General features: G+C 71.5%; 17 protein-coding genes and 1 pseudogene. 10 read left to right on the forward strand and 8 right to left on the reverse strand.

What is annotated here, in order from left to right; translation table 11 throughout:
* Positions 1 to 23 precede the first annotated feature (23 nt).
* From ilvD to N8I86_RS18015, 4 genes and pseudogenes are all read right to left on the reverse strand, one after another.
* Positions 24 to 1877, reverse strand: a complete 1854-nt coding sequence (ilvD, locus tag N8I86_RS18000; RefSeq protein ID WP_263278220.1) for a dihydroxy-acid dehydratase — start codon at positions 1875 to 1877, stop codon at positions 24 to 26.
* Between the two features lie 157 nt (positions 1878 to 2034).
* A pseudogene (locus tag N8I86_RS18005) lies at positions 2035 to 2687 on the reverse strand (TetR/AcrR family transcriptional regulator).
* Positions 2684 to 3511 carry a sugar phosphate isomerase/epimerase family protein gene (locus tag N8I86_RS18010; protein WP_123437510.1) on the reverse strand — a complete coding sequence of 276 codons (828 nt, stop codon included), beginning with the start codon at positions 3509 to 3511 and terminating at the stop codon, positions 2684 to 2686. The pseudogene N8I86_RS18005 and the gene N8I86_RS18010 overlap by 4 nt, the downstream one beginning before the upstream one ends.
* Before the next feature lie 105 nt (positions 3512 to 3616).
* Positions 3617 to 4549 carry a Ppx/GppA family phosphatase gene (locus tag N8I86_RS18015; RefSeq protein WP_263278221.1) on the reverse strand — a complete coding sequence of 311 codons (933 nt, stop codon included), beginning with the start codon at positions 4547 to 4549 and terminating at the stop codon, positions 3617 to 3619.
* Between the two features lie 71 nt (positions 4550 to 4620).
* Here N8I86_RS18015 and N8I86_RS18020 point away from each other — a divergent pair, with 71 nt between their 5' ends.
* Positions 4621 to 5457 (forward strand): hypothetical protein, encoded by an 837-nt coding sequence (locus N8I86_RS18020; RefSeq protein ID WP_263278222.1) that lies wholly within the window; start codon positions 4621 to 4623, stop codon positions 5455 to 5457.
* 135 nt (positions 5458 to 5592) lie between these two features.
* Here the strand turns inward: N8I86_RS18020 and N8I86_RS18025 are convergent, their stop codons facing one another.
* On the reverse strand, positions 5593 to 7269 hold the full coding sequence (locus N8I86_RS18025) for a BACON domain-containing protein (RefSeq protein WP_263278223.1): 1677 nt from the start codon (positions 7267 to 7269) through the stop codon (positions 5593 to 5595).
* A gap of 197 nt (positions 7270 to 7466) precedes the next feature.
* On the opposite strand from N8I86_RS18025, the gene radA reads away from it, so the two are divergent.
* Both radA and disA read left to right on the forward strand, forming a co-directional pair.
* Positions 7467 to 8876 (forward strand): DNA repair protein RadA, encoded by a 1410-nt coding sequence (radA, locus tag N8I86_RS18030; RefSeq protein WP_073901035.1) that lies wholly within the window; start codon positions 7467 to 7469, stop codon positions 8874 to 8876.
* Between the two features lie 80 nt (positions 8877 to 8956).
* Positions 8957 to 10081 (forward strand): DNA integrity scanning diadenylate cyclase DisA, encoded by a 1125-nt coding sequence (gene disA, locus N8I86_RS18035; RefSeq protein ID WP_073901036.1) that lies wholly within the window; start codon positions 8957 to 8959, stop codon positions 10079 to 10081.
* A 184-nt stretch (positions 10082 to 10265) separates the two neighbouring features.
* On the opposite strand, the gene N8I86_RS18040 is transcribed toward disA, so the two are convergent.
* A complete protein-coding gene (locus tag N8I86_RS18040) occupies positions 10266 to 11114 on the reverse strand; it encodes a hypothetical protein (protein ID WP_263278224.1) in 849 nt (282 codons plus the stop codon).
* Positions 11115 to 11294: 180 nt separating this feature from the next.
* Here N8I86_RS18040 and N8I86_RS18045 point away from each other — a divergent pair, with 180 nt between their 5' ends.
* From N8I86_RS18045 to cseC, 5 genes are all read left to right on the forward strand, one after another.
* Positions 11295 to 12170: an HhH-GPD family protein gene (locus N8I86_RS18045; protein WP_073901038.1), complete on the forward strand. Its 876-nt coding sequence runs from the start codon at positions 11295 to 11297 to the stop codon at positions 12168 to 12170.
* 272 nt (positions 12171 to 12442) lie between these two features.
* Positions 12443 to 12982: a SigE family RNA polymerase sigma factor gene (locus N8I86_RS18050; RefSeq protein WP_073901040.1), complete on the forward strand. Its 540-nt coding sequence runs from the start codon at positions 12443 to 12445 to the stop codon at positions 12980 to 12982.
* A gap of 41 nt (positions 12983 to 13023) precedes the next feature.
* Positions 13024 to 13617, forward strand: a complete 594-nt coding sequence (locus tag N8I86_RS18055) for a hypothetical protein (protein ID WP_263278225.1) — start codon at positions 13024 to 13026, stop codon at positions 13615 to 13617.
* A gap of 35 nt (positions 13618 to 13652) precedes the next feature.
* Positions 13653 to 14357 carry a two-component system response regulator CseB gene (gene cseB, locus N8I86_RS18060; protein ID WP_073901044.1) on the forward strand — a complete coding sequence of 235 codons (705 nt, stop codon included), beginning with the start codon at positions 13653 to 13655 and terminating at the stop codon, positions 14355 to 14357.
* Positions 14358 to 14370: 13 nt separating this feature from the next.
* Positions 14371 to 15723, forward strand: coding sequence for a two-component system sensor histidine kinase CseC (cseC, locus tag N8I86_RS18065; RefSeq protein ID WP_073901293.1), 1353 nt, complete (start codon positions 14371 to 14373; stop codon positions 15721 to 15723).
* Between the two features lie 722 nt (positions 15724 to 16445).
* Here cseC and N8I86_RS18070 read toward each other — a convergent pair.
* Positions 16446 to 18020: an MDR family MFS transporter gene (locus N8I86_RS18070; RefSeq protein WP_073901046.1), complete on the reverse strand. Its 1575-nt coding sequence runs from the start codon at positions 18018 to 18020 to the stop codon at positions 16446 to 16448.
* A 124-nt stretch (positions 18021 to 18144) separates the two neighbouring features.
* Between N8I86_RS18070 and N8I86_RS18075 the strand changes: the two genes are divergently transcribed.
* Positions 18145 to 18744, forward strand: coding sequence for a TetR/AcrR family transcriptional regulator (locus N8I86_RS18075; protein ID WP_073901047.1), 600 nt, complete (start codon positions 18145 to 18147; stop codon positions 18742 to 18744).
* Position 18745: 1 nt separating this feature from the next.
* On the opposite strand, the gene N8I86_RS18080 is transcribed toward N8I86_RS18075, so the two are convergent.
* A complete protein-coding gene (locus N8I86_RS18080) occupies positions 18746 to 19294 on the reverse strand; it encodes a M23 family metallopeptidase (RefSeq protein WP_073901049.1) in 549 nt (182 codons plus the stop codon).
* 569 nt (positions 19295 to 19863) lie between these two features.
* On the opposite strand from N8I86_RS18080, the gene N8I86_RS18085 reads away from it, so the two are divergent.
* Entirely contained in the window at positions 19864 to 20478 is a 615-nt protein-coding gene (locus tag N8I86_RS18085; RefSeq protein WP_263278226.1) for an HAD family acid phosphatase, read from the forward strand.
* Positions 20479 to 20488: the final 10 nt, after the last annotated feature.

A 20488-nucleotide genomic window follows, 5' to 3' on the forward strand; every position in this document is an offset into this window, starting at 1 on the left:
CGGCCCCCGCGCGGGAGTCCGGGTCAGCCGAGCTTGCTCACGTCACGGACGGCGCCCTTGTCCGCGCTGGTCGCCATGGCGGCGTAGGCGCGCAGGGCGACGGAGACCTTGCGGTCGCGGGCCTTCGGGGCGTACACGCCGTCGAGGGCCTGCTCGCGTCGGGCCAGTTCGGCCTCGTCGACCAGCAGCTCGATCGTGCGGTTCGGGATGTCGATGCGGATTCGGTCGCCGTCCCGGACGAGGGCGATCGTGCCGCCGGAGGCCGCCTCCGGGGAGGCGTGGCCGATGGAGAGCCCGGAGGTGCCGCCGGAGAAGCGGCCGTCGGTGATCAGCGCGCAGCTCTTGCCGAGGCCGCGGCCCTTCAGGTACGAGGTCGGGTACAGCATCTCCTGCATGCCGGGGCCGCCCTTGGGGCCCTCGTAGCGGATGACGACGACGTCGCCGTCCTTGACCTCCTGGGTGAGGATGCGCTGGACGGCCTCCTCCTGGGACTCGCAGACCACGGCCGGTCCCTCGAATGTCCAGATGGACTCGTCGACGCCGGCGGTCTTCACGACGCAGCCGTCGACCGCCAGGTTGCCCCTGAGGACCGCCAGACCGCCGTCCTTGGAGTAGGCGTGCTCGGCGGAGCGGATGCAGCCGTTCTCCGCGTCGTCGTCGAGGGAGTCCCAGCGCTCGGACTGGGAGAAGGCCTCGGCGGAGCGGACGCAGCCGGGGGCCGCGTGCCAGAGTTCCACCGCCTCGGGCGAGGGGGAGCCGCCGCGGACGTCCCAGGTCTTCATCCAGTCCGACAGGGAGGGGCTGTGGACGGCGTGGACGTCCTCGTTCAGCAGGCCCGCGCGGTGCAGTTCGCCGAGGAGGGCCGGGATGCCGCCGGCGCGGTGCACGTCCTCCATGTAGTACGTGCGGTTCTTCGCGACGTTGGGCGCCACCTTGGCCAGGCAGGGCACCCGGCGGGAGACGGCGTCGATCTGCTCCAGGCCGAAGGGGACGCCGGCCTCCTGGGCGGCGGCCAGCAGGTGCAGGATCGTGTTCGTGGAGCCGCCCATCGCGATGTCCAGGGCCATGGCGTTCTCGAAGGCCTGGAAGGTGGCGATGTTGAGCGGCAGGACGGTGTCGTCGTCCTGCTCGTAGTAGCGGCGGGTGAGGTCCATGACCGTGCGGGCCGCGTTCTCGTACAGGGCGCGGCGGGCGGTGTGGGTGGCGAGGACCGAGCCGTTGCCGGGCAGGGAGAGGCCGATGGCCTCGGTCAGGCAGTTCATCGAGTTGGCGGTGAACATGCCGGAACAGCTGCCGCAGGTGGGGCAGGCGTTCTCCTCGATGCGCAGGATGTCCTCGTCGGAGATCTTGTCGTTGACGGCGTCGGAGATCGCGTCGACCAGGTCGAGGGTGCGGACCGTGCCGTCGACCAGCGTGGCCCGGCCGGACTCCATGGGGCCGCCGGAGACGAAGACCGTGGGGATGTTCAGGCGCAGGGCGGCCATCAGCATGCCCGGGGTGATCTTGTCGCAGTTGGAGATGCAGACCAGGGCGTCGGCGCAGTGGGCCTCGACCATGTACTCCACCGAGTCCGCGATCAGGTCGCGAGAGGGCAGCGAGTAGAGCATGCCGCCGTGGCCCATGGCGATGCCGTCGTCGACGGCGATCGTGTTGAACTCGCGGGGGATGCCGCCCGCCTCCTTGATCGCCTCGCTGACGATCCGGCCGACGGGCTGGAGGTGGGTGTGGCCCGGCACGAACTCGGTGAAGGAGTTCGCGACGGCGATGACGGGCTTCCGGCCGATGTCCGCACCGGGTACACCGGAGGCGCGCATAAGGGCGCGGGCGCCCGCCATGTTGCGGCCGTGGGTGACTGTGCGGGACCTCAGCTCGGGCATCGTCGCTCGCTCCTTCGAAGACCTACTGCCAGTGAGTTCTGACTGTCTACGAGCGTACGCCGCGCCTCCAAGGACTGGACACGCTTGTCCGGAATGCGGGACACGTGTCCCATGGACCGCGGGTGCGGCCGGTGCCGGGGAGCGGCGGCAGCACCGCTCAGGGGTTGGTCAGATGCCCCTGCACGACGGGAGCGACCCGGGCGATGATCTGCTCCAGGTCCGCGGAGGCCAGCGGCTCCAGCTTGATCACGTAGCGCATCATCGCCGCCCCGACCAGCTGCGCGGCGGCCAGCTCGGCCCGCAGCTCCGCGTCCGGCAGGTCCACCTGGGCGGCGACGCGGCGCAGCAGCTGGGCGGCGACGAGGCGGCGGAAGACCGCGGCGGCGGTCTCGTTGTTCACGGCGGACCGCACGATCGCGAGGAGCGGGGTACGGGTCGTGGGATTGTCCCAGACACCGAAGATGAAGCGGGTCAGCCGCTCCCCCACGCCGTCCAGCGGTCCGTCGGCCAGCGCGTTCGGCGCGTTCAGCGCGGGCGCGAAGGCGACCTCGATGGCCGCCTCGAAGATCTGGTCCTTGGTACCGAAATAGTGGTGGACGAGCGCCGAGTCCACCCCGGCGGCCTTGGCGATGCCGCGTACGGACGTCTTCTCGTATCCGCGCTCGGAGAACTCCGCACGGGCCGCGGCGAGGATGCGGTCGCGGGTGTCGGCGGACTCGGCGCGCGGGGGCGGCCCCGGCGGCGTGCCGTGGTGCCGTTCCCCGCGGGGGGCGTGCCGCCGTCCGCCGGCGGTCGCGTGGTGCCGTTCATCGCCGGGGCACCCGCACCGCCGCCGAGGCGAGGTGCTTGCGCGTGAACTCCAGGGCCTCGGCGAGATCGGCCTCGCGCTCGGCGCTGGACATCGCCCGCCGGGTGTTGACTTCGATCACGACGTGGCCGTCGAACCCGGTGAACGCGAGGCGCTCCAGCAGCTCGGCGCAGGGCTGCGTGCCGCGGCCGGGCACGAGGTGCTCGTCCTTGGCGGAGCCGCGGCCGTCGGCGAGGTGGATGTGCCCGAGGCGGTCGCCCATGCGGTCGATCATGTCCAGGGCGTCGGTGCGGGCCGTCGCCGTGTGGCTGAGGTCGATCGTGAAGTGCCGGTAGTCGTGCTGGGTGACGTCCCAGTCGGGGGCGTAGGCGAGCATCTCGCGGTCGCGGTAGCGCCACGGGTACATGTTCTCGACGGCGAACCGTACGTCCGTCTCGTTCGCCATCCGCCAGATCCCGTCGACGAAGTCCCGGGCGTACTGCCGCTGCCAGCGGAAGGGCGGGTGGACGACGACGGTGGAGGCGCCGAGCTTCTCCGCGGCCGACCGGGCCCGCTGGAGCTTGACCCAGGGGTCGGTGGACCAGACCCGCTGGGTGATCAGCAGACAGGGGGCGTGGACGGCCAGGATCGGGACGGCGTGGTAGTCCGACAGGCGGCGCAGCGCCTCGATGTCCTGACTGACCGGATCGGTCCACACCATGACCTCGACGCCGTCGTAGCCGAGGCGCGCGGCGATCTCGAAGGCCGTCGCCGTCGACTCCGGATACACGGAGGCCGTCGACAGGGCGACGCGCACGTCCTTTGCTTCAGCCACGTCCGTCACCATACGGCGTCGGGTGGGGCCCATGTTCGGTGCCTGTTCGCCGTTGTGAGGTTTGCCATGCGGGCGGCCGCGGGTTCCCGCGCGGCCCCCCGTGCCCCTCCCGGGACGCTACGCGGAGCCCATGTGGTCGAGACGCCGCAGGATCACGCCCTCGCGCAGCGCCCATGGACAGATCTCCAGGTTCTCCACCCCGAACAGGTCCATCGCGCCCTCGGCCACCAGGGCGCCGGCGAGGAGCTGGTTGGCCCTGCCCTCCGAGACACCGGGGAGTTCGGCGCGCTGGTCCGTGGTCATGCCGGCCAGGCGCGGGACCCAGGCCTCCAGGGACTCGCGCTTGAGCTCGCGCTGGACGTAGGGGCCCTCGGCGCTGCGGGCGGCGCCTGCGATGCGGGCCAGCTGCTTGAAGGTCTTGGAGGTGGCGACGACGTGGTCGGGAGTACCGGAGCGGCTGAACTCACCGACCGTGCGGGCGATCTCCGCGCGGACGTGGCGGCGCAGGGCGCGGACGTCGTCCGGGCTGGGCGGGTCCTCGGGCAGCCAGCCGGCGGTGAGCCGGCCGGCACCGAGCGGGAGGGAGACTGCGGTGTCCGGTTCCTCGTCCATGCCGTAGGCGATCTCCAGAGAGCCGCCGCCGATGTCCAGGACCAGCAGTTTTCCGGCGGACCAGCCGAACCAGCGGCGGACCGCGAGGAAGGTGAGCCGGGCCTCCTCCTCGCCACTGAGCACCTGGAGGCGCACGCCGGTCTCGGCCTCCACGCGCGCGAGGACGTCGTCGGCGTTCTCCGCCTCGCGCACGGCGGAGGTGGCGAACGGCAGCAGGTCCTCGACGCCCTTGTCCTCCGCGGCCTGGAGCGCGTCCCGCACGACGGCGATCAGCTTCTCTATGCCTGCCTCGCCGATGGCACCGCTGTCGTCGAGGAGTTGGGCGAGCCGAAGTTCGGCCTTGTGCGAATGCGCGGGCAACGGGCACGCGCCGGGGTGGGCGTCCACCACCAGCAGATGCACCGTGTTCGAACCCACGTCCAGGACACCGAGTCTCATATACGGAACGCTACTGCCAGAACGCCGCTGCTCGGTCCCCGGAGCGGGCTCCGGCCACTTACCCTGGACGGGTGCCAAAGACGAAAAAGGCGAACTCCGACAAAGCGGAAAAGGCGGACAAGGTCCGCAAGGGCGGCAAGTCCAAGGGGCCGAAGGTGAGCGACGAGAAGGGGCTCGACTTCGCACGCGCCTGGGTGGAGTTCCCTGATCCGGCGGACGACGAGCAGGTCTTCCGCTGCGATCTGACATGGCTGACCTCCCGCTGGAACTGCATCTTCGGCAGCGGCTGCCAGGGCATCCAGGCAGGCCGCGCGGACGACGGGTGCTGCTCGCTGGGCGCCCACTTCTCCGACGAGGACGACGAGAAGCGGGTGGCCGAGCACGTGGCGAGGCTCACCCCGGACATCTGGCAGCACCACGACGAGGGCGTACGCGGCGGCTGGATCTCCGAGGACGAGGAGGGGTCCCGGCAGACGCGTCCCTTCCAGGGGTCCTGCATCTTCCAGAACCGTCCCGGGTTCGCGGGCGGCATGGGCTGCTCGCTGCACATCCTCGCCCTGAAGGAGGGCCGGGAGCCGCTGGAGACCAAGCCGGACGTGTGCTGGCAGCTGCCGATCCGGCGGACGTACGACTGGATCGATCGGCCGGACGACACGCGCGTGCTGCAGGTCTCCATCGGGGAGTACGACCGCCGGGGCTGGGGCCCGGGCGGCCACGACCTGCACTGGTGGTGCACCTCGGCGACCTCGGCGCACGGCGCGGGCGATCCCGTGTACGTCTCCTACCGGGCCGAGCTGACCGAGCTGATGGGCAAGGCCGGCTACGACCGCCTCGTCGAGCTGTGCGAGCAGCGGCTGGCGTCGCAGCTGCCCTTGGTCGCACCGCACCCGGCCGACCCGGCGCCGTAACGGCGGAGCCGGCCCTCCCGCTCGGCCGGCCGCGCGGCTTGCCGCCCGGCCGTCCCGGTCGGGCGGAGGGCGTTCCGGCGGCCCCGGCCGGCCCGTCGCGTCCACCACTGGCTGTCCACCGCTAGCCGTCCACCGCTAGCCGTCCGACGGGCTCGGCGGCTCACTGTCGCTCGGCGGGGGCGTCGGGGTCGGGGAGCCGGACGGCGGTGGGTCGCTGGGAGTCGTGGGCGGGGCGGACGGTGCGGGGGACTCGCTGGTGGGCGGGTCGGTGGGGGGCGTGCCGGACGGCGTCGGACCGGGGCTCGCGGACGACTGCGGGGGCGTGGGACGGCTCGGCGCGGTCCCGTAACCGTCGATCGTGACCACGGCACCGGCCGGGGAGATCGCCACCCGCGCGCGCCAGTGCCCGGAGGGCTCCCGCAGATGGTCCACGTACACCTTGATCGTCGCCGTCTCGCCGGGGGCGAGGGTCCCCGCGGACCGGCTGAAGTAGAGCCAGGCCGCCGAGGTGGCCGCGGACCAGCGCACCTTCCCGGAACCGGACGCGGTCAGAGTGATCAGAGTGGTGTCGCCGGCGTTCGCCGCGCTGACCGTGAGCCGCGCCGCGCCCTTGCCGTCGTCGGAGACGCTCACGACCTCCACGGAGACGTCCGGCTTGCCGTCCTTGCCGGCGCGGGCGCCGGGCTTCACGCGCGCGTTGCCCGCGTTCTCGTAGCCGCCTGCCGTGTCGCCGCCGAGGACGTCGGGGCCCTGCGCCTCCGGCGCGGTGGCGGACGGGCCCTCCTCGTCACCTACCGGGGCGCCCCGGTAGGCCGCCCAGAGGGCCAGCACGGGTGCAGCGACGACCGTGGCGACGACGGTCGTGGTGACGGCACGCGCGCGGATGCGGTCGCGGCGGGCCGCGCGGTCCTTGGGGTCCATCGGGAAGCCGCGCCGGTCGAAACGCGGCACGTCGGCACCGCGCGCGCGTGAGTGGTGCGCGAGGGCCATGTGCAGGGCGGCGCGGGGGGCCTCCAGGACGGGCAGCTCCGCCGGGGTGACCGTGGCACCGGGCCAGCGGCCGGGTACGGCGCGCTCGGCCGTGCGGCGACAGCGCGGGCAGTCGTCGACGTGCCGCACCAGCTCCCGGCGCAGCGCGGTGCTGAGGACGAGCCGGCTGTCCCCGGTGAGGTGGGCCACGCTCGGGCAGCCGCCGGTCTCGACGACGGCGAGGGCGGCCCGGGTGCGCTCCACCTCGCAGGCGGCCGTGGCGAGCAGTTCGCGCGCGGCCGCGGGTTCCATGCCGAGGACGGCGGCGACCTCGTGGGCGGCGAGACGATGGCGGACGGCGAGCTCCAGGGCCTCGCGCTGCTCCGGGGTGGTCCCCGCCGCCTCCGGCCAGGCCAGCAGCCCCAGTTCGCGGCGCCGCTGCTCCTGGACCTCCGCGGCGACGGGCGGTTCCGGCACCGTCTTCCCGGCCGGCGTCCGGCCCGCCGCGTGGGAGGCCTGACGTTTCTGCTTGGCCTCGGCCAGCTTGCGCAGGCACGCCCAGCGGGCCAGCGCGTACAGCCAGGCCCTGCGGTCTCCCGCGGCCTCCGGGACGCGGGTCCCGCGGCGTTCGGCCAGGGCGAGCACGTCACCGAGGGCGGCGGTGGCCGTGTCGTGGTCGCACAGCACCGACAGACAGTAGGTGAACAGACCGTCCAGGTACGGCTCGTAGCGCGCCGGCGGCCGCTGGGCCAGGGTGCGCGCGGCGGCGCGGTCGCGCGCCTCGCGGTGCGCCCGGTGCGCGCCGGTCGTGCGGGTCGTCGTCTGCGGACTGCTGCTCATCACCCGTGCGACCGTAGGCGGCGGCGGAGTGCCCCTTCTGGAACCTTGAGCACTTTTAATCCGTACGGGTGAAACGATCCCTCATAAGGGGACAGGAACCCTTTATTCCGCGGCCGGATCCCGGCGGACGGTGGCCGATACCCGACCACTCACACGCGGCCCCCGGTCCCGTTGTCAGTGCTCCCGGCTACGGTTTCCGCATGGCTGCCCGTACCAAGACCACCAAGGACCGCCCGTCCTACCGCTGCACCGAGTGCGGCTGGCAGACGGCCAAGTGGCTCGGCCGCTGTCCCGAGTGCCAGGCCTGGGGCACGGTCGAGGAGTACGGCGCGCCCGCGGTCCGCACGACGGCGCCGGGCCGGGTGACCAGCTCCGCGCTGCCCATCGGCCAGGTCGACGGCCGCCGGGCCACCGCCCGCTCCACCGGCGTGCCCGAGCTGGACCGGGTGCTCGGCGGCGGCCTCGTGCCCGGCGCGGTGGTGCTCCTCGCGGGCGAGCCCGGCGTCGGCAAGTCCACCCTCCTGCTGGACGTGGCCGCCAAGTCCGCGAGCGCCGAGCACCCCACCCTCTACGTCACCGGTGAGGAGTCCGCGAGCCAGGTGCGGCTGCGCGCCGACCGCATCGGCGCCCTCGACGACCACCTCTATCTGGCGGCCGAGACCGATCTGTCCGCCGTCCTCGGCCACTTGGACGAGGTGAAGCCGTCGCTGCTGATCCTCGACTCGGTGCAGACGGTGGCCTCCCCGGAGATCGAGGGCGCGCCCGGCGGCATGGCCCAGGTCCGGGAGGTCGCGGGCGCCCTCATCCGCGCCTCCAAGGAACGCGGCATGTCCACGCTCCTGGTGGGCCACGTCACCAAGGACGGCGCGATCGCCGGCCCCCGCCTGCTGGAGCACCTGGTCGATGTCGTCCTGCACTTCGAGGGCGACCGGCACGCCCGGCTGCGCCTGGTGCGCGGCGTGAAGAACCGCTACGGGGCGACGGACGAGGTCGGCTGCTTCGAGCTGCACGACGAGGGCATCACGGGTCTCGCCGACCCGAGCGGTCTCTTCCTCACCCGCCGCGCCGAACCGGTCCCCGGCACCTGCCTGACGGTCACCCTGGAGGGCCGCCGCCCGCTGGTGGCCGAGGTGCAGGCGCTGACCGTCGACTCACAGATCCCCTCCCCGCGCCGTACGACGTCGGGCCTGGAGACCTCCCGGGTGTCGATGATGCTCGCCGTGCTGGAGCAGCGCGGCCGGATCAGCGCGCTGGGCAAGCGCGACATCTACTCCGCGACGGTCGGCGGGGTGAAGCTGTCGGAGCCGGCCGCGGACCTCGCCGTCGCGCTCGCGCTCGCATCCGCCGCCAGCGACACCCCGCTGCCGAAGAACCTGGTGGCCATCGGCGAGGTGGGGCTCGCCGGGGAGGTCAGACGGGTCACGGGGGTGCAGCGCAGGCTCGCCGAGGCGCACCGGCTGGGCTTCACGCACGCGCTCGTACCGACCGATCCGGGCAAGGTGCCGGCCGGTATGAAGGTGCTGGAAGTCGCCGACATGGGAGAGGCGCTCCGGGTGCTGCCGCGCTCCCGTCGCCGAGAGGCCCCACGGGAGTCGGAGGAGCGCCGGTAGACTTTGCCCAGGTCTCGCCCGTCCGTACGAACAGAGTGCGCACGACGGCAGCGCCCAGAACCTGCGACCGGAGGAGTGCAGTGGCAGCCAATGACCGGGCAGCAGCTCCCGGAAAGTCCGGTGGGAGTGCCGGTTCCGATCGCCTGATGCGCGCCTCGCTGAGTGCCGTGGCTCCGGGTACGGCCCTGCGTGACGGCCTGGAGCGGGTGCTGCGCGGCAACACCGGCGGTCTCATCGTGCTCGGCTCGGACAAGACGGTCGAGGCGATGTGCACGGGCGGTTTCGTGCTGGACGTCGAGTTCGCCGCGACCCGGCTGCGGGAGCTGTGCAAGCTGGACGGCGGCATCGTGCTGTCCTCCGACCTGTCAAAGATCCTGCGCGCGGGCGTCCAGCTGGTGCCGGACCCGACGATCCCCACGGAGGAGACGGGCACGCGGCACCGCACGGCGGACCGGGTGAGCAAGCAGGTCGGTTTCCCGGTGGTGTCCGTCTCCCAGTCGATGCGGCTGATCGCCCTGTACGTGGACGGTCAGCGCCGGGTACTGGAGGACTCCGCGGCGATCCTGTCCCGCGCGAACCAGGCGCTCGCCACGCTGGAGCGGTACAAGCTCCGCCTGGACGAGGTCGCGGGCACGCTGTCGGCGCTGGAGATCGAGGACCTGGTGACGGTCCGGGACGTGTCGGCGGTCGCCCAGCGACTGGAGATGGTCCGGCGCATCGCCACCGAAATCGCCGAATACGTGGTCGAACTGGGCACGGACGGACGTCTCCTCGCACTGCAGCTGGAGGAGTTGATCGCGGGGGTGGAGCCCGACCGCGAGCTGGTCGTCCGGGACTACGTCCCCGAGCCGACGGCGAAGCGCTCCCGCACGGTCGACGAGGCGCTCGCCGAGCTGGACGCCCTGACCCACGCGGAGCTGCTCGAACTCGGCACGGTGGCGCGGGCGCTGGGCTACACCGGCTCGCCCGAGACGCTCGACTCCGCGGTGTCCCCGCGCGGCTTCCGGCTGCTGGCCAAGGTGCCGAGGCTGCCGGGCGCGATCATCGACCGCCTGGTGGAGCACTTCGGCGGTCTGCAGAAGCTGCTCGCCGCGAGCGTCGACGACCTGCAGACCGTGGACGGGGTGGGCGAGGCCCGGGCGCGGAGCGTGCGCGAGGGCCTGTCGCGGCTGGCGGAGTCGTCCATCCTCGAGCGGTACGTCTGAGGCCCGTCCGGGGCGCCCACCGGGCTCCGGGTACCTTGCCGCCCCCGCGGCCGCGGGGGCGTCGTGGCCTGTCGCACGGTTCCCCGCGCCCCTGCGGGGCGCCGCGGTGGCGGCTGGGGCCTGTCGTTTGGATCAGGCCGGCCTGGCCCACGGTGCCTTGTCGGCAAGATCCAAACGACAGGCCCTAGTCCGCGGACAGGACGAAGGACGCCTGGGTCTTGGTGAAGCCCGGCGCCTTGGCCTCCAGCAGGTAGGTGCCCGCCTTCGCCGAGCCCGCGGGGGGTGTCGCACAGTGGGCGGCGCTCGGCTTGCGGTCCCACGTCACGGTGTACGTGATGCTCTTGCCCGCGGTCACCCGGAACAGCAGGCTCCCGGCGCCCTTGGGGCAGTCGTCCGACGCCCAGTACGCGTCGTCCCCGTCCGCCGGGGTGATAGTCAACACCGCGTTCTTCGGGCCGAGATCGACCTTGCAGTCCTCGGGCGAGCTGTTCTTCGCGGTGAGTTCGAAGGTCGGCGTCTGGTCCGGCGAGTAGGAGTTGTGCAGGCTGCGCAGGCTCAACACCAGCGATCCGGCCGAGCAGTTGCGCAGCGAGGAGGACGCCGGGATGGCGTCGCCCGTGCCGACGTTCCCGGAACCGGAACCGGAGCCTGAACCGGAGCCGGACCCCGAGCCGTCGCCGGAACCCCCGGACCCGGCGGAACCTGCGGAGCCCGACGACCCGGCGTCCGTGCCACCGCCGCCGTCGCCACCGGTGCCGGACCCACTCCCGGCGGAGTCCCCGCCGCCCGACTCGTCGCGCCCGCCCGGGTGTTGGCTGATCGCGGACCCCGAGGGGGTGGGGCCCGGCGTGATGGTGTGCTGGGGATTCTTGCCGTCGGACCCGTCGGCTCCCTTCTTGCCGCCACCGCCGCCGAAGGTCACGATCCACGTGACCAGCAGCGCCAACAGGGCGACCACGGACAGCAGTACGGCCCTCCGACGCCAGTAGATGGTGGAGGGAAGCGGCCCGACCGGATTGCGCAGAGATCCCACGGCGCAAACTTTACGAGAGATCGTGACGCTTACCGGCGCCACCCGCCGCGCCCGCACCAACTTTTCCGGATCATCATCCCGGCAACTGCCGTCGGCGGCGGGCTTCTTCACCTTTCGCGACGTTCGGTCACCGCGCCGTCACACCCGGCACCCGCCGAGCCGTGGCAGGATCGGAAGGCCATGACTGAGAAGCTTCACGTCCCCGTGATCGCCTGGTTCGACGCCCACGCCCGCGACCTCCCCTGGCGCCGCCCGGAGGCGGGGCCGTGGGGTGTGATGGTCAGCGAGTTCATGCTCCAGCAGACCCCCGTCAGCCGGGTGCTGCCCGTCTACGAGCAGTGGCTGGCCCGCTGGCCCCGCCCCGCCGACCTCGCGAAGGAGGCCCCCGGCGAGGCGGTGCGCGCCTGGGGCCGGCTCGGCTATCCCCGCCGGGCCCTGCGGCTGCACGGAGCCGCGGTCGCCATAACGGAACGGCACGGCGGCGACGTACCGACGGACCACGCGCAGCTGCTGGCCCTGCCCGGCATCGGCGAGTACACGGCCGCCGCCGTCGCCTCGTTCGCCTACGGGCAGCGGCACCCGGTGCTGGACACCAATGTGCGCCGGGTCCTCGCCCGGGCGGTGACCGGGGTGCAGTACCCGCCGAACGCGACCACGGCGGCCGAACGGCGCCTGGCCCGGGAACTGCTCCCGGAGGAGGACGGGACCGCAGCCCGCTGGGCCGCCGCCTCCATGGAGCTGGGCGCGCTGGTGTGCACGGCGCGGAACGAGGGCTGCGCCCGGTGCCCGATCGCCGCGCAGTGCGCCTGGCGGCTCGCCGGCAAGCCCGAGCACGCCGGGCCGCCGCGCCGCGGGCAGACGTACGCGGGTACCGACCGGCAGGTGCGCGGCAAGCTGCTCGCCGTACTGCGGGAGGCGCACGCGCCGGTGCCGCAGGCGCTGCTGGACCGGGTGTGGCACGAGCCGGTGCAGCGCGCCCGCGCGCTCGACGGGCTTGTCACCGACGGTCTGGTGGAGCCGTTGGCGGGCGGTCTGTACCGGCTGCCGTCGACCTGACGGGCGGCCAAGTCACGGCCGAGAGGGGTTCGTTACGAAGCCCTCAGCCCGACAAAGCGCTACATAAAGGGACATACAGGTCACTCGCTTTACCCGTTTCCTCCTTCCGTTACACAACCGACGGACAGCCGATTGCTAGCCGAAGGCTGGTCCGCACAGCCCCGTGACAACCGCTCCGTAGCTTCTTCTCCGTGCCCGGCAGACCACGGGACACGGGGACTGAAGGACTCCGGACGCGATCCGGGGTGAACGGGGAACGGAGGCGGTTGATCATGGCGCAGGGCGAGGTGCTCGAATTCGAGGAGTACGTCCGCACCCGGCAGGACGCGCTGCTGCGCAGCGCCCGCCGACTGGTGCCGGACCCGGTCGACGCCCAGGACCTGCTCCAGACCGCGCTGGTGCGGACGTACGGCCGCTGGGACGGCATCGCCGACAAGCGGCTCGCCGACGCCTACCTGCGCCGGGTCATGATCAACACGCGGACCGAGTGGTGGCGTGCGCGCAAGCTGGAAGAGGTCCCGACCGAGCAGCTGCCGGACGCGTCCGTGGACGACTCCACCGAGCAGCACGCCGACCGGGCCCTGCTGATGGACATCATGAAGGTACTGGCACCGAAGCAGCGCAGTGTCGTGGTGCTGCGACACTGGGAGCAGATGTCCACGGAGGAGACGGCCGCCGCCCTCGGCATGTCGGCCGGTACGGTCAAGAGCACGCTGCACCGGGCGCTCGCCCGGCTCCGCGAGGAGCTGGAGGCCCGCGATCTGGACGCACGCGCGCTGGAGCGTGAGGAGCAGGAGCGTTGCGCGGCCTGACCGGGGCCGGGCCCGACCGGGCCCGAGGGAGTTCATTGGCGGTGATCGCGGCGGTGGCCTCGATCGCCGCCCTCGCCCTTTTCGTCGCCGCCTGCGGCGCCGGGGGGACGGGGCCCCGGGACGAGGGCCCGGCGCACGCGTCCGCGGTGGCGGGCGCCGTCGCCTCCCCCTCGCCGAGCCCGTCCAAGAAGTACCGGCGGGTGGACGCGGTCGACCTGATCAAGAAGGATCCGGCGGTGTCCGGGACGGTGAAGCGCGAGCTGAAGCCGTGCAGCGGAGACGACTACCCGGTGGACGTCACCTACGGCGACCTGACCGGCGGATCCGTCAACGACGTCCTGGTCAACGTGACGACCTGCGGTGACTACGTGGGCATCGCCGCGTACGTGTACCGCGAGGAGAACGGCACGTTCACGAACGTCTTCAAGAACGAGGAGTCGCCGGTCTACGCGGAGATCGACGGCGCCGACCTGACCGTGACCAAGCAGGTCTACGACACCGACAATCCGGTGTCGAACCCGTCGAGGGAGACCGTGATCACGTACGGCTGGCGGTCCGGACGCTTCGTCCAGACGCAGATCCACGAGACCGACTACAGCAAGACCGGCGCCGACTCCGGCGCGGCGGACGACTGACCCCCCACACGATCACGAGGACTGAGAGCACCGGGATGGCAGACCAGACCCACGTCCTGTTCGTCGAGGACGACGACGTCATCCGCGAGGCCACCCAACTCGCGCTGGAGCGGGACGGCTTCGCGGTCACCGCGATGCCCGACGGCCTGTCGGGACTGGAGGCGTTCCGGGCGGACCGTCCCGACATCGCGCTGCTGGACGTCATGGTGCCGGGCCTGGACGGCGTGAGCCTGTGCCGCCGCATCCGGGACGAGTCGACCGTGCCGGTGATCATGCTGTCCGCGCGCGCCGACTCCATCGACGTGGTCCTCGGCCTGGAGGCGGGTGCGGACGACTACGTGACCAAGCCGTTCGACGGTGCCGTGCTGGTCGCGCGGATCCGCGCGGTGCTGCGGCGCTTCGGGCACGCCGGCGGGGCCGCGCAGGCCGGGGAGTCCTCCGACCCGGTGAACGGCGGCACGCTCGCCTTCGGCGACCTGGAGGTCGACACCGACGGCATGGAGGTGCGCCGGGCCGGCCGGCCGGTGGCGCTGACCCCGACCGAGATGCGGCTGCTGCTGGAGTTCTCCTCCGCGCCCGGCTCCGTGCTCTCCCGCGACAAGCTGCTGGAGCGGGTGTGGGACTACGGCTGGGGCGGGGACACCCGGGTCGTCGACGTGCATGTGCAGCGGCTGCGGCAGAAGATCGGCCAGGACCGGATCGAGACGGTCCGCGGCTTCGGTTACAAGCTGAAGGCCTGAGCGGAGCGGCATGATGCGGGGGATCCTTCGGCACCCGGTCCGGCACATGGAGCGGGCCGGTCTGCGCACCGGACTCAGATGGAAGCTCAGCGCGGCGATCGCGCTGGTGGCCGGTCTGGTGGCGATCGTGCTGAGCCTGGTCGTGCACAACGCGGCCCGTGTCTCGATGCTGGACAACGCGCGCGAACTGGCCAACGAACGCCTGCTGCTGGCCCAGCGCAACTACGAGCTGAACCGGGGACCGACTTTCCCCTACATCAAGATCGACGACGCCGGACTGCCGGCCACCCTGCGCGAGAAGGTCGAAGAGGGCCGCCGGGCCAGTGACGTGGCCGAGCACGACGGGGTGCCGGACATCTGGGCGGCCGTACCCGTCAAGGGCGGTCATGTGCTGTCCGTGCACCTCCACATGCCGGACCGCAGCACCGACATGATGAAGGACCTGGACCAGGCCCTGGTGATCGGATCCGTGGCGGTCGTGCTGGGCGGCAGCGCGCTGGGCGTGCTGATCGGCGGTCAGCTCTCCCGGCGGCTGCGCAAGGCGGCGGCCGCCGCGAACCAGGTCGCCAAGGGCGAGGCCGAGGTCCGGGTGCGCAAGGCCATCGGCGGGGTCGTACGCGACGAGACGGACGATCTCGCGCGGGCGGTGGACGCCATGGCGGACGCGCTCCAGCAGCGGATCGAGGCCGAGCGGCGGGTCACGGCCGACATCGCGCACGAGCTGCGCACCCCGGTGACCGGTCTGCTGACCGCGGCCGAACTGCTCCCCCCGGGCCGGCCTACCGAGCTGGTCCTGGACCGCGCCAAGGCCATGCGGACCCTGGTCGAGGACGTCCTGGAGGTGGCCCGGCTGGACGGGGCCTCGGAAAGGGCGGAGTTGCAGGACCTCATGCTCGGCGAGTTCGTGGCCCGCCGGGTGGCGGCCAAGGACCCGGACATCGTCGTACGGGTGGTGCACGAGTCGGAGGTCACCACCGACCCGCGACGCCTGGAGCGGGTCCTGTTCAACCTGCTGGCCAACGCGGCCCGGCACGGCCGGCCGCCGATCGAGGTGACCGTGGAGGGCCGGGTCATCCGGGTTCGCGACCACGGCCCCGGCTTCCCCGAGGCACTGCTCGCCGAGGGCCCGAGCCGGTTCCGCACCGGCAGCATGGACCGCGCCGGCACCGGACACGGGCTCGGCCTGACCATCGCGGCCGGCCAGGCACGGGTGCTCGGCGCCCGCCTGACGTTCCGGAACGTACGGCCCGCCGGGGTCCCCGCGCACATCCCCGCGGAGGGCGCGGTGGCCGTGCTGTGGCTCCCGGAGCACGCCCCGACGAACACGGGCAGCTACCCGGTGATGCCGCCGTCGGGAGGCGGGTGACGCGACCGCCCGGGCACGACCCGGGGTACGCCACCCCGACGCGAGCGTCCCGGGCAACGCAGGCCCCGTTCCGGTCCGTCGCATCGTCGGCCACATAGGACCCCGTCCAGGTTAGCCACGTCCCCGGCCACATAGGACCCCGTCGAAGTCCGACGCGTCCTTGGCCGCATGAGACCCGGTCGTAGTCCGTCGCGACCTCGGCCCGGCGCACCCGGCGGACCCGCTCCGGCCCGCCGCGTCCCCAGCCGCATGAGACCCGGTCCAGCTCCGTAGCGTCCCCGCCCGACACACCCGACGGACCCGATCCCGGCCCGTCCCGTCCCGTCCCCAGCCACATAGGACCCGGTCCTGGTCCGTCGCGTGCTCGGCCACATGAGACCCGGTCCCGGCCCGTCGCACCCTCGGCCCCACGCACCCGATCCGGCCCGCCGCGTCCCCAGCCACATGAGACCCGGTCCGGGTCCGTCGCGACCCCGGCCCCGCGCACCGGCGGAGCCGATCCCGGTTCGTCACGTCACCGGCCACATCAGGCTCGATCCCGGTCCGTCACGTCCATGGCCCTGCTCACCCGGCGGATCCGATCCATGGCGTCGAAGGCCGGCCGGGACACCGGTGGCCGGGGTGGCGCCCGTCCGCACCGCATGGCGAAGGCCCCCGGGGCGGACACCAGCCGGGGGCCTTCGTCGGCGATCGTCGGACGCGCTCGATCACCGGGGGGTTGTTCAGACGGTCTCGATCACCGCGGCCGGGGCGACGTCCTCGCCGCCCTCGGCGGGAGCCGGCTTCTGCGGACCGCTGCGCAGCGGCACTTCCTTCACGAAGAACGCGGCGATCAGCACGGGGATCGCGACGGCCGCGCCCAGCACGAACGCCGAGTGCGTGCCCGCGGAGACCGCGTGCTGGTACGCCTCCCGCGCCACCGCCGGCAGCTTGGCGAGGCTCGCCGCGTCCAGCTGCGCCGACTGCTCGGTGATCTTCGAGCCCAGGGTGCCGGCCCGCTCGGACATGACGTCCTGGACCCGGTGGTTGAACAGCGCGCCCATGATGGCGACACCGAAGGAGGAGCCGAGCGTACGGACCAGGGTGGTGGACGAGGACGCGACGCCCATGTCCTTCATCTCCACGCTGTTCTGCGCCACCAGCATGGTGGTCTGCATCAGGCAGCCCATGCCGAGGCCCAGCACGGCCATGTAGACACCGGAGGTGAACCGGGTGGTGTCGGTGTCCATCAGCGAGAGCAGGTACAGACCGACGATCATCAGGGCGCCGCCGGCGATCGGGAAGATCTTGTAGCGGCCGCTGTTGGTGGTGACCCGGCCGGCGACCATCGACGTCACGAGCATCGCGCCGAGCATGGGCAGGAGCAGCAGACCCGAGTTGGTCGCGGAGGCGCCCTGCACCGCCTGCTGGTACAGCGGCAGGAACAGCGTGGCGCCGAACATCACGAAGCCGGTGATGAAGCCGATGACCGACATCAGGGTGAAGTTGCGGCTGCGGAACATGTGCAGGGGCACCACCGGTTCGGCGGCCCTGGTCTGCCAGAACACGAACCCGACCAGGCTGGCCACGCCGATGCCGGTCAGCTCCATGATCCGCGCGGAGGTCCACGCGTACTCGGTGCCGCCCCAGGTGGTGACCAGCACGATCGAGGTGATGCCGACGGTCAGCAGTGCCACGCCGAGGAAGTCGATGCGCGCCTTGGCCCGCTTCTTCGGCAGGTGCAGCACGGCGCTGACCAGGACGAGGGCGACCGCGCCGAGAGGCAGGTTGATGTAGAAGGACCAGCGCCAGCCCCAGTTGTCGGTGATGGTGCCGCCGACGAGGGGGCCGCCGATCATCGCCAGCGCCATGACGCCGGCCATCATGCCCGTGTACTTGCCGCGCTCGCGCGGCGGGATGAGGTCACCGATGATCGCCATGACGCCGACCATCAGGCCGCCCGCGCCGAGACCCTGCACGGCCCGGAAGCCGATGAGCTCGCCCATGTTCTGGGCCATGCCGCTCAGCGCGGAGCCGATCAGGAAGATCACGATCGAGCTGAGGAAGGCGCCCTTGCGCCCGTACATGTCGCCGACCTTGCCCCAGATCGGGGTCGAGGCCGCGGTGGCCAGGGTGTAACCGGTGACCACCCACGACAGGTGCTCCAGGCCGCCCAGCTCACCGACGATCGTGGGCATCGCCGTACCCACGATCATGTTGTCCAGCATCGCGAGCATCATCGCGATCATGAGCGCGAGCAGGACGACCCGCACGCTCCTGGGCTTTTTGCCCTCGACACTCTCCACCGTGTCAGCCATCTCTTCCCACTCCCCCTGCGGCGCGCACTTACTTGCCGCCCGGCTAGTTCACTACACTGGGAAGGTAGACCTGTAACTAGCCGGGCGTCAAGTAAGTTTTCCTGGGAGCGCGAGGAGTACGAGGATGGGCGGCACCATGGACGGCACCAAGCAGCAGCGCCGCGGAAACACCCGCCAGCGCATCCAGGACGTCGCACTCGAGCTCTTCGCCGAGCAGGGGTACGAGAAGACCTCCCTGCGCGAGATCGCCGAGCGCCTCGACGTCACGAAGGCGGCTCTGTACTACCACTTCAAGACCAAGGAAGAGATCATCGTCAGCCTCTTCGAGGACCTGACGAAGCCGATCCTCGACCTGATCGAATGGGGCAGACAGCAGCCGCACACGCTGGAGACCAAGCAGGAGATCGTCCGCCGCTACAGCCAGGCGCTCGCGGGAGCGGAACCGCTCTTCCGCTTCATGCAGGAGAACCAGGCGACGGTACGGGAACTGCGCATCGGCGACACCTTCAAGGACCGGATGCGCGGCCTGCGGGACATCCTGATCGACCCCGAGGCCGAACTCGTGGACCAGGTGCGGTCCATCAGCGCGATGTTCACGCTGCACGCCGGGATGTTCGTGATGCAGGACCTCGAAGGCGACTCCGAGAAGAAGCGCGAGGCCGTTCTCGAAGTCGCCCTGGACCTCGTCACGCAGGCGCACGAGCGCGCCCACGGCAAGGGTTAGATCAGACCTTCACGCCCTGGGCGCGCAGGAAGGAGACCGGGTCGACGGCCGAGCCGTAGTTCGGGGTCTTGCGGATCTCGAAGTGCAGGTGCGGCCCGGTCGAGTTGCCGGTGGAGCCGGACAGGGCGATGTGCTGGCCGGTCTTCACGATCTGGCCGACCTTGACGTCGATGCGCGACAGGTGGGCGTACTGCGAGAACGTGCCGTTGCCGTGCTTGATCACGACGGCGTTGCCGTACGCGGGACCGTCACCGGCGCCGTTGGGGCCGGCCTTGACGACGGTGCCGCCGTGCGCGGCGATGACCTCGGTGCCGGTCGGAACCGCGAAGTCCTGGCCGCTGTGCTTGGCGACCCAGTGGCTGCCCGCCTGCATGAAGCTGGCCGAGAGCGTGTACTTCTTCACCGGGTCCACCCAGGCGGCGGACGGCGCGGCGGCGCTCGCGACCCCGGCCCCCAGGACGGCCGTGGCGCCGATGCCGGCAGCCACGACGGCCACGCGGTTGCGGAGCGAGGACGTACGGGAAGAACGGGACGTGACGCGCTGGAACATACGAAACCTCGTGGGCTCGGGGACGGAACGGCCATCCGGCGTACTGACTTTCGCCGGTGGGGCCATTCATTGGTAACCCGACTTCCCATCCCGCCACAAAGGCCTGTTCTACGGCAGTCTGTAGTAGATGTCGGCTAATTCGCCCACTTCTTGACATACCCGACACGTTCCGCCACCCGGGTGAACAGGCTGTTTCCCCTCCGACCTCTTTATCCTGTCCGTTTTGCCCGATTATGTATGACACTATCCGGCTTAGTACGGGGCATTTGTCCTGTGCGCCATGTCACCGGCCAGCCGGGCGCAGAGGCGGGGAATGTGACCTGGACCTCTCCGTGTCCGGCCGGAGAATGTGACCTGGGCCTCGCGAATGCATCCGGGCAAACGTGACCCAGGTCGCGTAAATGCGTGGGAAAGGTGACCCAGGTCTCCGCGATTCGCCCGGAGAAAAGTGCCGCAGACCCCTAGGCGCCTACCCATCGGTAACCCTACGGTTCCTCTCGCGCCATCCTCACCTCAGATCATGCCCCTGACATTCAGGCACGTGTACGGACGTGAGAGGACCCCCACCGATGACCAGACGCCCCCGGGCGCGCCGCATATCCGTGACCACCGTCTCCGTGGCCGCCCTGGCCGCGATGGCCGCCCCGGCCGAGGCAGCGACCACGAGCAGCACCGCCGGCGCTGCCGCGAAGGTCGACTACGCGACCTGGCAGCAGGACTGCCAGACCGTCATGAGCGACGCCCTGCCCTATCTGAAGCAGCGCATCGCCGCCGCGAAGCCCGGCGAGAAGCAGGCGATCGTCTTCGACATCGACAACACCACGCTGGAGACCGACTTCGGCTTCAGCTTCCCGCAGCCGGCCAACAAGCCGGTGCTGAACGTCGCCCGCTACGCCCAGGAGCACGGCGTCAAGCTGTTCTTCGTGACCGCCCGGCCGGGCATCGTCTACTGGCCCACCGAGTACAACCTCGAACACGACGGCTACGACGTCTCCGGGCTCTACGTGCGCGGTCTCCTCGACCTCTTCAAGGACGTCGCCTCCTACAAGACCGCCCAGCGCGTCGGCATCGAGAACCAGGGCTACACGATCATCGCGAACATCGGCAACAGCGCCACCGACCTCTCGGGCGGCCACGCCGAGAAGACGTACAAACTGCCCGACTACAACGGCCAGTTGTCGTAGAGCCACACAT

The organism is Streptomyces albidicamelliae, from assembly GCF_025642175.1.
GTDB classification, from domain to species: Bacteria; Actinomycetota; Actinomycetes; order Streptomycetales; family Streptomycetaceae; genus Streptomyces; species Streptomyces albidocamelliae.